The 12,775-nt window shown below is 66.6% G+C and carries 11 protein-coding genes and 2 tRNA genes; 5 read left to right on the forward strand and 8 right to left on the reverse strand.

What is annotated here, in order from left to right; all coding sequences use genetic code 11:
• The first annotated feature begins 35 nt into the window (after positions 1-35).
• Positions 36-111, forward strand: a tRNA-Glu gene (locus ACVOLJ_RS20370).
• Positions 112-219: 108 nt separating this feature from the next.
• Here ACVOLJ_RS20370 and ACVOLJ_RS20375 read toward each other — a convergent pair.
• Entirely contained in the window at positions 220-636 is a 417-nt protein-coding gene (locus ACVOLJ_RS20375; RefSeq protein ID WP_475279117.1) for a GNAT family N-acetyltransferase, read from the reverse strand.
• Between the two features lie 79 nt (positions 637-715).
• Between ACVOLJ_RS20375 and ACVOLJ_RS20380 the strand changes: the two genes are divergently transcribed.
• Complete coding sequence (locus tag ACVOLJ_RS20380) at positions 716-1,672, forward strand: SOS response-associated peptidase family protein (RefSeq protein WP_481564949.1); 957 nt, start codon at positions 716-718, stop codon at positions 1,670-1,672.
• A gap of 45 nt (positions 1,673-1,717) precedes the next feature.
• Here the strand turns inward: ACVOLJ_RS20380 and ACVOLJ_RS20385 are convergent, their stop codons facing one another.
• Positions 1,718-2,098 (reverse strand): response regulator, encoded by a 381-nt coding sequence (locus ACVOLJ_RS20385; RefSeq protein WP_481564950.1) that lies wholly within the window; start codon positions 2,096-2,098, stop codon positions 1,718-1,720.
• Positions 2,099-2,236: 138 nt separating this feature from the next.
• On the opposite strand from ACVOLJ_RS20385, the gene ACVOLJ_RS20390 reads away from it, so the two are divergent.
• Positions 2,237-2,322, forward strand: a tRNA-Leu gene (locus tag ACVOLJ_RS20390).
• Positions 2,323-2,441: 119 nt separating this feature from the next.
• Positions 2,442-2,948, forward strand: coding sequence for a GNAT family N-acetyltransferase (locus ACVOLJ_RS20395; RefSeq protein ID WP_481564951.1), 507 nt, complete (start codon positions 2,442-2,444; stop codon positions 2,946-2,948).
• Between the two features lie 42 nt (positions 2,949-2,990).
• On the opposite strand, the gene ACVOLJ_RS20400 is transcribed toward ACVOLJ_RS20395, so the two are convergent.
• Positions 2,991-4,832, reverse strand: coding sequence for a methyl-accepting chemotaxis protein (locus ACVOLJ_RS20400; protein ID WP_481564952.1), 1,842 nt, complete (start codon positions 4,830-4,832; stop codon positions 2,991-2,993).
• Between the two features lie 255 nt (positions 4,833-5,087).
• Positions 5,088-5,381, reverse strand: coding sequence for a hypothetical protein (locus ACVOLJ_RS20405; RefSeq protein ID WP_481564953.1), 294 nt, complete (start codon positions 5,379-5,381; stop codon positions 5,088-5,090).
• Positions 5,382-5,549: 168 nt separating this feature from the next.
• Between ACVOLJ_RS20405 and ACVOLJ_RS20410 the strand changes: the two genes are divergently transcribed.
• Entirely contained in the window at positions 5,550-6,638 is a 1,089-nt protein-coding gene (locus ACVOLJ_RS20410) for a DUF5694 domain-containing protein (RefSeq protein ID WP_481564954.1), read from the forward strand.
• Positions 6,639-6,658: 20 nt separating this feature from the next.
• On the opposite strand, the gene ACVOLJ_RS20415 is transcribed toward ACVOLJ_RS20410, so the two are convergent.
• The 4 genes from ACVOLJ_RS20415 to ACVOLJ_RS20430 form a co-directional block, all read right to left on the reverse strand.
• On the reverse strand, positions 6,659-6,925 hold the full coding sequence (locus ACVOLJ_RS20415) for a hypothetical protein (protein ID WP_475279124.1): 267 nt from the start codon (positions 6,923-6,925) through the stop codon (positions 6,659-6,661).
• A 64-nt stretch (positions 6,926-6,989) separates the two neighbouring features.
• The gene (locus ACVOLJ_RS20420; RefSeq protein ID WP_481564955.1) at positions 6,990-9,182 is read right to left on the reverse strand and encodes a PAS domain S-box protein; all 2,193 of its coding nucleotides are present in this window, start codon (positions 9,180-9,182) and stop codon (positions 6,990-6,992) included.
• A gap of 206 nt (positions 9,183-9,388) precedes the next feature.
• Entirely contained in the window at positions 9,389-11,782 is a 2,394-nt protein-coding gene (locus ACVOLJ_RS20425; RefSeq protein WP_481564956.1) for a Tex family protein, read from the reverse strand.
• 204 nt (positions 11,783-11,986) lie between these two features.
• On the reverse strand, positions 11,987-12,202 hold the full coding sequence (locus ACVOLJ_RS20430) for a hypothetical protein (protein WP_025879252.1): 216 nt from the start codon (positions 12,200-12,202) through the stop codon (positions 11,987-11,989).
• Between the last annotated feature and the right edge of the window lie 573 nt (positions 12,203-12,775).

The following is a 12,775-nucleotide window of genomic DNA, read 5'->3' on the forward strand; positions in this document are numbered from 1 at the left end:
CCGTCGAAAGTTCTACAACTTGAAGTTTTTCGTGCGTCCCCATCGTCTAGAGGCCTAGGACATCACCCTTTCACGGTGGCGACCGGGGTTCGAATCCCCGTGGGGACGCCAAATCTTTGAAACCCCGGCTTCGGCCGGGGTTTTTCTTTGCCTGGCTTTTCCCGGCCAGCCACATCCAGGCATGGCGTGGTCCCGTCCACGCCACGCCCGGATCCTGCGTCAGAACCGCCGGTACATGCCGGTCGACGCCGGCGCCGTCGCTGCGAAGCCAAACTGGGCATACAGCCGATGCGCTTCGCCGTCGGCCAACAGGCTCACATAGGCAGACGGCGGCAGGTTGCCCTGCATCCACTCACTCAACCGCTGCATGACCGCCTTGCCCAGGCCCTGGCCCTGCAGGCGCGGCAACACGGCGATATCACAGACCTGCAGATGGCAGCCTCCATCACCGATGATCCGGCCCATCGCCACCAGCTCACTGCCTTGGTAGGCACAGACGCCGAACACGGTATTGGGCAGCGCGCGCGTCGCGGCCTCATGGGTCTTGGCGCTGAGGCCTGCCAATACACGCAACTGACAATAGTCTTCCACCGTCGGCACCGCCTCGCGGAACTGGACCGTCACCGGATCACTCATACGACATCTCCCTGAAAGTCTGGCTATCCTGCAGCATCTGCGTCGCACCTGCCGCGACCCACCCTCCGGTCGACCCTGCATGTGCTACTCCGCCCTGATCCGCGCCGACTACGCCAAACTGGTCCGTGAGTTTGGCGCGGTGCTTTCGCTGGAGGATTTCGCCGAACTCTACGCCCACGATCCGGGCAAGAAGCGACCGAAGACGCCCAAGGCCATGGACGATGGCTTCGCTGGTGCCCGTACCGAACAGGGGCGCGACATCGTGGCGAAGATCCAGCAATGGCATGCGCAGGAACGCCTGGCGCTGCAGGCCGAGCTGGCCCGGCAACGGGAGCGCCGCGACATCGCCAGCGCCACCCTGGCCACACGCCCCACGCAGAAGGCGCGCAACGACCTGCGGGTCGCCGGCAACCGCATCGAACGCGCACAGGCTCGCCTGGACGATCTGCACCGCGAACAGTTGCTGCCACGCGACAACCGCATCTTCCCCGGCTCCCATGCGCCGGTGATGGTGAGCGAGAACGGGCGCCGGGTGATCCGGCCGATGCGCTACCAGTGTCGTCTGCCGGACTCGCCGGCCCGCCACGACACACTCTATCCGGGCACCTACAACGCGCGCCGTGACAGCCTGGAAGGTTACTGGCGCGGCGCGTTCGGGCGCCATCATGGCGTGGTGGTGGTGCGCGCGTTCTACGAGCATGTGCCGCGCCACGCCATTGCCGGCCGCCACCTGGAGCAGGATGAAAAGGCACAGGACGTGGTGCTGGAATTCCGTCCCGATCCGCCGCGCGACCTGCTGTTGGCCTGCCTGTGGGCCGAATGGGAGGGCCCGGAAGGACGCCTGTTGTCGTTTGCGACCATCACCGATTCGCCATCGGCCGACGTCGCCGCCGCCGGTCATGACCGCGGCGTGCTGCCGATCCGCGCCGAGCACCTGGACGCATGGTTGAATCCCGACCCGGACAATCTGGCCGCGCAGTACGCCATCCTCGACGACCGCGAAGACATCCGCTATGTCCATGAAGAGGCTGCCTGACGGCTCCGCACCCAGTGGGAACGCCGCCTACTGCGCTGCTTCGGCTCAGGCCTTGGCGCTGGAACGACCCACCGCACGGACCAGCGCCCGGGTCAGATCCGCCGACAGATAGGGTTTGATCAGCAATACACCCTGCTGCATCGCCGCCGGCAGCTGATCCGCCGTCATGCCGGTGGCCAGCACGAACGGGACGTTGCGCGCGGCAAGGGCAGCAGCAACCGGCTCGCAGGTTTCGTTGCGGGCCAGGCGATAGTCCAGCAGGGCAACATCCGGCGCGGCGGCTTCCAGCAGGCGCAACGCCTCGGCGACCGAAGCAGCCAACCCCACCACCACAGCGCCGGACTGCACCAGCTGCATCTGCAGCAGCGCCGCACTCATCTCGTCATTTTCGACCACAAGCACCCGCAGGTCCTGCAACGCTGACATCGGCTCCCGCTCCTGCCCCTGTTAAGCCGCCCCCAGTATAGCCAGCCACCGGCTGATACCGACAGAGCCCGCATTTCAGCACTGCCTGTCAGCGCCTCTATGAACGCCCTGCGGCCTCAGGTACACTAGCCCGCTGCTGCCGGTGTGGCGGAATGGTATACGCAGCTGACTCAAAATCAGCCGGGGGTGACCCCATGAAGGTTCGAGTCCTTTCACCGGCACCAACGATCAAGGCCAGGTCCACGACCTGGCCTTTCTCGTTTTCGGTCTTGCAGTCCTGCGTGCACGCCACCGACACTGCCGCGATGGCAACGTCGAATCTCCCCGCCCTTCCTCCACACCTGTGCATCTGCGCGAGCTGGCGGCGACGGATGCACGCGCCTGGTCCAGTTACCTTTCGCTGCCCGGCGTCATCGAACACACCAGTTGGGGAGACGTCTCCCCCGCAGCTCTGCAGCAGCTGATCGCAACCTGTTCACCGGACGCAACCTGCCTGCGCTGGGCGCTGCTCGATCGCGACGGCCAGTTGATGGGTACCGTCGGCCTGAACGACATCGATCGGCTGCACCACCGCGCCGAACTGGCATATGACCTGTCCCCCGCCTGTCGCGGTCGCGGCCTTGCCACCGAGGCCGCGCGGGCGATCATCTGCTGGGCCCGCAACGCGCTAGGCTGCGTACGCATCCAGGCAACGGTGCTGGACAGCAACCAGGCCTCGATCGCCGTCCTGGAACGCGTCGGCATGCGCCGCGAGGGCCTGCTGCACGCCTATCGCCAGGTCCGCGGTCGATCGCGCGATTTCTGGATGTATGCCAGCACCCTGTCGCAGCCTGCGATCGAGCGGACCTGAAACACCTGCCGGTCCGCGCCGGACCGGCAAGGCCACCCGGAACTACACCACCCGCAACGCCGGCGCGTGGCCACCGAACCCGTGCCCTGCCCCGGCCCCGGCATGCACGCGGAATCCCGCCACCGTCTGCAGCAGCTGCGAAGACTGCTCCTCCATGCTGCGTGCTGCGGCAGACGCCTCTTCCACCAGCGCGGCATTCTGCTGCGTGCCCTGGTCGATCAGGTCCACGGCCTGGTTCATCTGCTGGATGTCGTCGCTCTGCTGCTGGGCTGCCGTGCTGATCTCGGTCACCAGGTCGCTGACGCGGCGCACGTCGACCACGATCTCGTCCATGGTCCGCCCCGCGCTTTCAACCTGCGCGGTGCCGGCGCCAACATTGGCCACCGACGCGTCGATCAGCTGCTTGATTTCCTTGGCGGCTCCGGCAGAGCGCTGCGACAGCTCGCGGATCTCGGTTGCCACCACCGCAAAACCGCGCCCATGCTCACCGGCACGCGCGGCTTCCACGGCGGCGTTCAACGCCAGGATGTTGGTCTGGAAGGCGATACCGTCGATCACGCCGATGATGTCGACGATGCGCCGCGAGGAGGCGTTGATCACTGCCATCGTCGAGACCACCTCGTGCACCACCTGGCCACCGCGCGCGGCCACATCGGCAGCGCCGCCGGCCAGCTCGCTGGCCTGGCGCGCATTGGTGGCGGTGCGCTGCACGGTCTCTGCCAGGCCCTTCATCGACACTGCGGTTTCTTCCAGCGACGCCGCCTGCCGCTCGGTGCGCTGGGACAGGTCGTTGTTGCCCTCGGCAATCTCACTGGCACCGACCGCGATGGTATCGGCCGCAAACTTGATCTGGCCGATGATCGCCGCCATCGCTTCGACCAGCGCGTTGACGCCTCCGCAGAGTTCAGCGATCGGACCGCTCTTGTCGCCCATGGCGATGTTCCGGGTCAGATCGCCTTCCTTGGCGGCTGCCACCACCTCGCGGGTCTGCGTCACGGCGCGCTGCATGGCCTGGTTGGCGTGCACCTGCGCGGTGATGTCGGTGGCGTACTTGACCACTTTGAATGGCCGCCCGCCCACGTCCAGGATCGGGTTGTACGACGCCTGGATCCAGACCTCGCGACCGCCCTTGCCCAGCCGCCGGTACTGGCCAGCGTCGTACTCGCCGCGGCCGAGTTTTTCCCAGAACTGGCGATACTCGGCGCTGGCCCGGTAGTCAGGCTCGACGAACAACGAATGATGTTGTCCACGCACTTCTTCCAGGGTGTAGCCGGTAGCGGCAAGGAAGTTGGCATTGGCTGTGAGGATGCGGCCATCCATGCTGAATTCGATCACCGCCTGCGACTTGTCGATGGCCGCGAGCTGCCCCGCAGACTCTGCCGCCTGCTGCTTCTGGGCGGTGATGTCCGTGGCGAACTTGACGATCTTGTAAGGGCGTCCCTGCGGGTCCAGCACCGGGTTGTAGGAGGCCTGGATCCAGATCTCGCGCCCGCCCTTGCCGAAGCGCTGGTACTGCCCGGCATCGAACTCGCCCCGTCCCAGCCGCGCCCAGAAGTCGCGGTACTCGCTGCTGCGCGCATGCTCAGGATCGACAAACAAGGAGTGATGCCTGCCCTGGATTTCATCCAGGCGGTAGCCCAGCGCCTGCAGGAAGTTGTCATTGGCCTGCAGGATGCTGCCGTCGAGGCTGAACTCGATGACCGCCTGGACCCGATGCAGCGCCGCGACCTGCGCCTCCAGCTCCGCATGCCGACGACGCTGCTCGGCCACTTCCGTGGCACGTCGCTGCGCACCCAGCACGTCCTGGAGCGCCCGCCACGGTGACCAACGGGCAATCACGTCGGCCGGCGCCTGCGCACCTGCCGTAAAGCCTGGAATAAGCATCGTCTGATCCTCGGTGTCCGGTAGAGGTTGCGACCCGACGGGCGGGATGCCCGGCGGCAACTTCGATTGCCTGGGACGTGCAGACGCCGGAAGGCGTCACTCGAGCGACTGGCAGGAAACAGTAGGGCGGCTGCGATCGGTATCAAACAGCGGTGCAACAAGCGACGCGGGCCGCCCATCGGGGGCAGCCTCTGGGCCGGCAGTGGAAGCCTGCAGTGGACTCCAGACACGGTATCGGCGAAGCCGGCGGCAACTTTAGGGCTGCAGATCCCGGTCACTGCTACGCCGCGCCAGCCAGCGCAGCAGCATCGTTGCCAGCAGTGCCGGCAGATAGCCTGCGCTGCCGAACAGCACCAGCAGGGACGGGGTTACCCACGGCCCACCGCCGCCGAACAGCCAACTGCGGGTGGAAAGGATGTGGAACGCGACCGGGAGCAGCAGCAACGGCGACAGCCGCAGCAACTGCCAGCGCCAGCGACCTGGCCCTATCCAACCCGCAATGGCGCCGAGCACCGCGCCTGCGGCCACGATGGGCGCGATTTCATCCATGACGTGCTTCCAGAAGGCTTCCAGCCCCTATTCTGTACCAGCACCGCAGCAATGGGGATGCCGAAGACGCTGGAAAGGTTGCAATGACCAACGGGAGGTCTGCAGCCATGCTTGGCATGGGCAGAATGCGCTCATCGACTGGCGTTCGCACGCCACCACGGAGGCCACATGTTTCGACGCCTGACCGCTGTCCTTCTTTTCGCATCGTGCTGCAGCGGCGTGCAGGCCGCTGACACCGGATTCCGCCCCAGCTTCCACCCGGATCAGCTGAAGGGGCCACCCGTTGGCCGTCCCAACGAAGTGCTTGTATTGGGCACCGCACATCTGTCGAGCCTGCCTGACAGCTTCCAGCCGGCGATGCTGGAGCCGTTGCTGCAGCGCCTGGCGCGCTGGCGGCCGGAGGCCATTGCCACCGAGAACCTGTCGGGGCTGCAGTGTGACTTCATGCGCCGCAACCGCGCGCGCTACACCGACAGCATCGCCTCATACTGCTTCGACACCGACGCAGCACGCGCCGCTACCGGGTTGGATGTCCCCGACGCCAATGCCGAAATGGAACGCCTGCTGGCCGCGTGGCCGGCGACCGCAACTGCAGCACAACGGCGCCATCTGGCGGCCGTGTTCCTGGCCGCAGGCGAACGTGGGTCGGCACTGGTGCAATGGTTGCGCCTGCCGGTATCCGAGCGCATTGCCGGCGATGGCCTGGACGCCGCGCTGGTCGAGATCCTGGACAAGGCCGTGGTCCGCCGCAACGAAACCAATCTGCTGGCCGCCGTCCTCGCAGCGCGGCTGGGGCTGGAGCGCCTGTGGGCGGTTGACGATCACACCGCGGATTCGCCCACCCCGCCAGAACACAAGAAGGCCGCTGGCGAGGCAATGATGAAGGCCTGGAACAATCCGCATGCCAACGCCTTGCACGAAGCGGACGTGCCGCTGTATGCCGCCATCGACAAGCCCGGCGGTGTGATGGCGCTTTATCGCCAGTACAACCGCCCGGACGTGGGCCTGCAGGCCTACCAGGCCGACTTCGGCGCAGCGCTGGTCGAGCCGTCACCGCAGGCCTATGGCCGCAACTACGTGGGCTACTGGGAAACCCGGAACCTGCGCATGGTCGCCAACATCCGCGAGGTACTGGGGCTGCATCCGGGTACACGCCTGCTGGCCATCGTTGGTTCCTCGCACAAGGGCTATTACGAGGCCTACCTTGACCAGATGCACGATGTACAGCTGGTTGATGCGGAACAGATCCTGCGTTGAGACGGGCACCACTGCAGCGATCATGCCCGCTCGTTGAGCCCTGCGGCGGGCAGGCCCTTCCTGCCCGCACTGCAACGCCGGCCCTGCCAGAGCATCGCGCTGGTCACCACGATGCACGCCGATGTCAGCAGCAGCATCGCGATCACGCCCCACTGCACGGCGGGCGCCAGCTGCCGGGCCAGGTGATCGGCACGCAGCTGCTCCAGCCGCAGCCCACCTGCCACGGCCAGCCACCAGCCGACGATGGAGGGCGCATAGGCGCGCAGCGCCACGGGAATCCAGACCATGATGTCGTTTTCCTGCGAAAGGGACCGGGCGCAGTATTGGCGCGCCCCCTCTCACGGGATGAGATCAGCCGTCGCTCATCTCGCCAGCTGCCTGGCCAGGAAGCTCCACCGATTCTCCCTGTACCTGCACGTTGTTGCGGCCCATCGCCTTGGCCCGGTAACACTGCGCATCCGCGGCGGCCACGGCCTGGTCTACGCTCATGCCCACGGCGAGCGGCGCGATGCCGATGCTGGCACCGACCCGCAGCAGGCTCTGGTCCCACGGAATGGACAGGTTGGACAAGGTATGCAGCAGCTCCCCGCCGATACGCGCCGCGCGCCGCGGGCTGCAACCGGACAGGATCACCGCGAACTCATCGCCACCGAGGCGGGCGACCACATCCGAATCGCGCACGCCATGGCGCAGCACGCTGGCCACCGCCCACAACACCGCGTCACCTGCCAGATGCCCCCAGGTGTCGTTGATCGGCTTGAAGCGGTCCAGATCGATGTACATCAGCGAGGCGGCCTGGCCGGTCCGCTCGACACGGGTAATGGCCTGCTGCAGGTGTACCTCGAAGCCACGCCGGTTGCCCAGCTCGGTCAGTGGATCCATCTCGGCCAGGTGCCGCGCCTCGCGCTGGCGGGCGCGCTGCTGGGTGTCATCGCGCAGCACCCATACCGCGCCGCGCACATGGCCCTCATCGTCGCGCAGCCAGGCCCGGGTCAGGTCCACCGGCACGGTGGCCGACCCCATCCGCAGCAGCAGATCGGCATGCAGGTCCACCGCATTGCCCTCCGGGTCCAGCAGCACCGCAACGTCCAGCTGCGACTGCGGCGCATATTCGGTGGTCAGCGCCAGCACGTCCTGCACGTTGTGCCCGGCCAGCGACAGCGCACCATCCCCGGCAAGCAGGCGCACGGCAGCGGCATTTGCGTATTCGATGCGGCCATCAAGCGCCACGCTGAGCACCAGGTCGGCCACGGCATCCAGGGTGATGCGGCTGCGCTGCTCGCTTTCGAACAAGCGCTGTTCACTGCTGCGCTGCGCGCTGACGTCCTGGATCTGCGAGACGAAGTGGAGCGGCTGCCCGTGCTCGTTGCGCACCAGCGACACCGACAGGCGCGCCCAGATGGTGTTGCCATCGCGGCCGACGTAGCGCTTTTCCAGGTGATAGGAACCACGTCGGCCGGCCAGCAGATCCTGCACCAGGCCCAGATCGGTCTGCAGGTCGGCCGGATGGGTCAGCCGCTGGAAGTCCACCTGCAGCAGTTCTTCGCGGCTGTAGCCGAGAATCCGGCACAGCGCGTCGTTCACATCCAGCCAGCGCCCCTCCAGCGACACCAGTGCCATGCCCAGCGCCGCCGAAGTGAAGGCACCGGCGAACTTGTCCGCGGCAAGGCGCGCCTCGGCGCGTGCCTGCAGGATCTCGGTGATGTCGATGGCCATGCCCACATAGCCGATGCGCTCGCCATCGGTGCCATCCATGCGGCTGATCGACAGCCGCACCTGGCGGCGCTGTCCATCCTTGCGCACCAGGGTCCATTGCTGCGAATACGTCTGCCCATCGGCGCGTGCGCTGAGCGCCTCGAACACCCGGGGCAACTGCCCATCGGCCGCCGCCAGCGGCTGCAGCCAGGCCTGCAGTTCCTCCGGGTCATGGAAGGCGTCCAGGCCACGCGTGCCGACCACTTCGGCGGCGCTGTAACCCAGCAGGCGCTGCGCGCCGGTGTTGAACAGGGTGATGGTGCCGTCGATATCGGTGGCAATCACCGCCACCTCATCGGACGCATCGACCACCGCCTGCAGGCGCTGGCGCATCTCGGCCGCGTCCTGGCGTGCCTGCTGCAGTTCGGTGACGTCGGCATGTGCGCCCGCCATCCACAGCGGCCTGCCCTGCCCATCCCACTCGAACACCCGCCCGCGGTCATGGATCCAGATCCACTGGCCATTGCGGTGGCGCATCCGCAGCAGGCAGACATAGTGGTCGGTACGGCCGTCGAAATGCGCCTGCAGCGCCGCATCGGACAGCGCCAGGTCATCGGGATGGACCAGCGCGATGAACGTCTTCTGGCAGATCGGCTCCAGCTCGTGCAACCGGTAGCCGACGATCTCGGCCCAGCGCTCGTTGACCCGCATCTGCCCGCTCTGCACGTTCCATTCCCACGTGCCGGCCGCCGTACCTTCGATGATCATCGCAAGCCGGCGGCGCTCTTCTGCCAGCTCCTGCAGGCGGCGCTCGAGCAGTGCGTTTCCGGCGTTGCCCTGGTCGGCCATCAGTCCCCGCCCCTGCCGGCGCAGTTGCCCGCAGACCGCGGCAACGCGCCGCAGCCGTCACGGAACAAGGCGGATGGTGCTGACGTCATGGCCTCCCCGGCGACAGCGGGGCAGCCCAGTGGCCCCCCGTCCTGGCGCAAGTGTGCGCATTGCCGGGGAACATCGACAAGTCCCCCCGCCCGGCCGGGCCACGCGGGGGGACAGACTCAGCTGCGCTTGGCCCGGGCGAATGCCTCAGCCAAGGCATTGTTGGCGGGCGGCGCGGCCTGCGCCGGACGCCCGCCGCTGCCGGGGTTGCGCCCCTGGCCACGGGCCGGACCCGGGTTGCCTGCCTCGCGGCGCGGCCCCTGTCCCTGGCCACGTTCGTCGCGGCTGCCCGGACGGCTGGTGGCCTGTCCGGGCGTATCGTCAAGCCGCCGGGTCAGGGCGATGCGCTTGCGCGGCACATCCACCTCCAGCACCTTCACTTTGACGATGTCACCGGCCTTGACCACATCGCGCGGGTCTTTCACATAGGTATCAGACAGCGCCGAGATGTGGATCAGGCCGTCCTGGTGCACGCCGATATCGACGAACGCACCGAATGCGGCCACGTTGCTGACCACCCCTTCCAGCACCATCCCTTCGCGCAGATCCTTGATGTCTTCCACGCCATCGGCGAAGCGGGCGGCCTTGAACTCCGGTCGCGGGTCGCGGCCGGGCTTCTCCAGTTCCTTGAGGATGTCGCGCACGGTCGGCACACCAAACGTCGCATCGGTGAACTGTTCTGCCTTGAGGCCTCGCAGGAAGCTGCCGTCACCGATCAGCGCCTTGATGGGGCGCGCGGTACTGGCGACGATGCGCTCGACCACCGGATACGCCTCGGGGTGTACCGACGAGGCATCCAGCGGCTCATCGCCATCGGCGATGCGCAGGAAGCCGGCGCACTGTTCGAACGTCTTTTCGCCCAGTCGCGAGACTTTCAGCAGATCCTTGCGCCGCTTGAACGGACCGTTGTCGTCGCGGTGGCGCACGATGTTCTCCGCAACGGTCGAGGACAGCCCCGACACGCGCGACAACAGTGCGGCCGAAGCAGTATTGACGTACACGCCGACGGCATTCACGCAATCCTCGACCCGCGCATCCAGCGCGCGCGCCAGGCGGTACTGGTCCACGTCGTGCTGGTACTGGCCGACGCCGATGGCCTTCGGCTCGATCTTGACAAGCTCGGCCAGCGGATCCTGCAGGCGACGTGCGATCGACACCGCACCACGGATCGACACATCCAGATCCGGGAACTCCCGGGCTGCCGTTTCCGAGGCCGAATACACCGAGGCACCGGCCTCGCTGACCACGATCTTCTGCGGCGCGCTGTCGCCCAGGGCCTTGATGGCCTCGCCGGCCAGCTTGTCGGTCTCGCGGCTGGCGGTGCCGTTGCCGATCGCAATCAGCTGCACGTTGTGCTTCACGCAAAGCTGCTTGATTGTCTGCAGCGACTGCTCCCACTGGCGGCGGGGCTCGTGCGGGTAGATGGTGTCGGTGGCCACCAGCTTGCCGGTGGCGTCGACCACGGCGATCTTGCAGCCGGTGCGGATGCCCGGGTCCAGGCCCAGCACACTCTTCGGGCCCGCCGGCGCCGCCAGCAGCAGGTCCTTCAGGTTGTCACCGAACACCGCGATGGCCTCGGCCTCTGCCTTCTCGCGAGCCTGGTTGAACAGGTCCAGCAGCAGATGCATGTGCAGCTTGGCGCGCCAGGTCAGGCGACAGGCATCCAGCAGCCAGCGATCACCTGCGCGCCCTGCGTCGCGGATGCCCGCGTTGTGGGCCACGCGTCCTTCGGCATATTGATGGCCAGCTTCGGCATCCTTGCCCGGATCCAGCTCCAGGAACAGGATCTCTTCGCGACGCGCCCGGAACAGCGCAAGCAGGCGGTGCGAGGGAATTTTCGCCAACGCTTCGGCGTGTTCGAAATAGTCGCGGTACTTGGCGCCCTCGGTTTCCTTGCCCTCGGCGACGCGGGCGCGGATCACACCGTTATCGCTCAACCAGGCACGCAGCTCACCGACCAGCGCAGCGTCCTCGCCCCAGCGCTCCATGAGGATGGCGCGGGCGCCTTCCAGAGCCGCCTTGGTGTCGGCCACGCCCTTGTCGGCGTCAACGAATCCGGCGGCAAACACCTGCGGATCACGCGTGGGGTCGCCGAGCAGGCCATCAGCCAGCGGCTCCAGCCCCGCTTCACGGGCGATCTGCGCGCGCGTGCGGCGCTTGGGTTTGTAGGGCAGATAGAGATCTTCCAGCCGGCTCTTGGTGTCGGCGGCCAGGATCTCGTTGCGCAGGTCGTCACTGAGTTTGCCCTGTTCGCCAATGCTGGCCAGGACAGCCGCACGGCGATCTTCCAGTTCGCGCAGGTAGGTCAGCCGGGTTTCCAGGTTGCGCAACTGGGTATCGTCCAGGCCGCCGGTGACTTCCTTGCGGTAGCGGGCAATGAACGGAACGCTCGCACCTTCATCGAGCAGGCCGACAGCGGCGCTGACCTGGGAGGACTGGGCGCCGATCTCATCGGCAATGGTCTGGGCGATCTGCTGGGCGAGCTGGCGCTGGGCGTGCTTGGCGTCGTGCATTGTTTCCGGTCGAGGCCGCATTACGGGAAAGACCCATTCTTGCAACGGGCGGCGGCCAGGGACAAGGCGTTGACAGGGGGCGGTTCAGCGGGCAGGTACCGGATTGGACGCCGGCATCCTGGCAAGGGGCTCGGACTGGCCCGGGGCTGGGATGCCGGCGCGGGCGCGCGATGGTGGAGCGCGCCCTGCCGCGTACTGCCAAGGTCAGCGGTAGTGGCGGGCCGCACGCTGCATGACGATGTCGTCACGCAGGCTCTCCAGCGCCATCAACCGGACCTTGCCGACACCCTGCAGTTCCATGAACCGCTCCGTGTAGAACTCCGGCCCCAGCGCGGTGTCGGCGCGGGATTTGCTGAAGCCGTAGGGCACCACGCCCTTCTCGCCATCCTTGCTACCACCGACATAAAGAACGATTGCCATGTGATGTCTTCCTCCAAATTGCTACTGCGTACTGCACACGATGAGCGGTACTTGCGAGCTCATCGGGGTAGAGCTTACCGCGACCAAGCTGACTGGAACGTCACGAAGACTAATGATGATCGGTTGCATGCAGATGACTGCGGGATCGCAGCAGAATGCTTACATATCTTTAACGACCTCCTAACGGAGAGGGTTTCCAGCCAACGGCGCAGCCCCTCGTGGGTGGTCGCCCGCGCAGCGTCGCGCTTGCTCGACTGCCTATATCCGAGCTGGGCCGGACGGGATGGATTCGCGGGACACGCCGTAAACCCGTCCCTGGAGGCTCGATGGCGCCATCCATGGCGCCAACGGTCCCGCGAACCCATCCCGTCCGACCCCTGAGAATTCCCGGCTGCGTCCACCCACGGAAAAGAAAAAGAAGATCAGAAGCAAAAGCGGCCCAACCGGGCCGTTGATTGCTTTCTGTAGCAACTGTCTTGTCATGCGGAGGCCATCTGGGCCTCCGCATCCCTTTTGCGGGCGTTGAGGATCACCAGCATCTTGCGCATCACCGCGACCAGAGCCACCTTGCCC

It is taken from the genome of Stenotrophomonas sp. STEN046, from assembly GCF_056759755.1.

Excerpts from the sequence above, each read along its gene's own strand:
- ACVOLJ_RS20375 (WP_475279117.1), bottom strand. The coding sequence starts at position 636 with ATGAGTGATCCGGTGACGGTCCAGTTCCGCGAGGCGGTGCCGACGGTG.
- ACVOLJ_RS20410 (WP_481564954.1), top strand. The coding sequence starts at position 5,550 with ATGTTTCGACGCCTGACCGCTGTCCTTCTTTTCGCATCGTGCTGCAGC.
- ACVOLJ_RS20400 (WP_481564952.1), bottom strand. The coding sequence starts at position 4,832 with ATGCTTATTCCAGGCTTTACGGCAGGTGCGCAGGCGCCGGCCGACGTG.
- ACVOLJ_RS20425 (WP_481564956.1), bottom strand. The coding sequence starts at position 11,782 with ATGCACGACGCCAAGCACGCCCAGCGCCAGCTCGCCCAGCAGATCGCC.
- ACVOLJ_RS20385 (WP_481564950.1), bottom strand. The coding sequence starts at position 2,098 with ATGTCAGCGTTGCAGGACCTGCGGGTGCTTGTGGTCGAAAATGACGAG.
- ACVOLJ_RS20415 (WP_475279124.1), bottom strand. The coding sequence starts at position 6,925 with ATGGTCTGGATTCCCGTGGCGCTGCGCGCCTATGCGCCCTCCATCGTC.
- ACVOLJ_RS20420 (WP_481564955.1), bottom strand. The coding sequence starts at position 9,182 with ATGGCCGACCAGGGCAACGCCGGAAACGCACTGCTCGAGCGCCGCCTG.
- ACVOLJ_RS20430 (WP_025879252.1), bottom strand. The coding sequence starts at position 12,202 with ATGGCAATCGTTCTTTATGTCGGTGGTAGCAAGGATGGCGAGAAGGGC.
- ACVOLJ_RS20405 (WP_481564953.1), bottom strand. The coding sequence starts at position 5,381 with ATGGATGAAATCGCGCCCATCGTGGCCGCAGGCGCGGTGCTCGGCGCC.
- ACVOLJ_RS20380 (WP_481564949.1), top strand. The coding sequence starts at position 716 with ATGTGCTACTCCGCCCTGATCCGCGCCGACTACGCCAAACTGGTCCGT.